The organism is Planotetraspora sp. A-T 1434, from assembly GCF_025420585.1.
Lineage (GTDB): Bacteria > Actinomycetota > Actinomycetes > Streptosporangiales > Streptosporangiaceae > JAOEGB01.
In genome coordinates this window covers 1-339 of the sequence record NZ_JAOEGB010000123.1, presented here as the reverse complement: position 1 = coordinate 339, position 339 = coordinate 1, and the positions used below count along the sequence as shown (strand labels likewise).

The following is a 339-nucleotide window of genomic DNA, read 5'->3' as shown; positions in this document are numbered from 1 at the left end:
GGATGAGGCGGATGCTGATTACGCGGCGCGGTTCCTGCTGGTCCGCCCCTCCTCTACCGGTGGGGTGGAGGGAGAGTTCCGGTTGCCGCGTGAGGCGGGCGCCCGGTTGCGGGAGTTCCTGGCCGCCTACGCCCGCCCGAAGGGCAAGGACGATGACCGGCCGCTGCGGGTCCGCCAGGCTGATGCGCTGGCCGCGTTGTTGAGCAAGAAGGTCAGCACCGAACTGCTGGTCCTGGTCCGCGCCGAATCCCTCCCCGACGACCCCACGCCCACCCCCACCAACCCCACCCCGGACAACCCCGCCGGCTTCGATCACAGCACCTTGGCCGCCGACCCCAA

At 70.8% G+C, this 339-nt stretch carries 1 protein-coding gene; it reads left to right on the top strand.

Going from position 1 to position 339, the window contains the following annotated elements:
• On the top strand, positions 1–339 hold a 339-nt coding region (locus N5079_RS35230; protein ID WP_261588558.1), incomplete at both ends, for a hypothetical protein.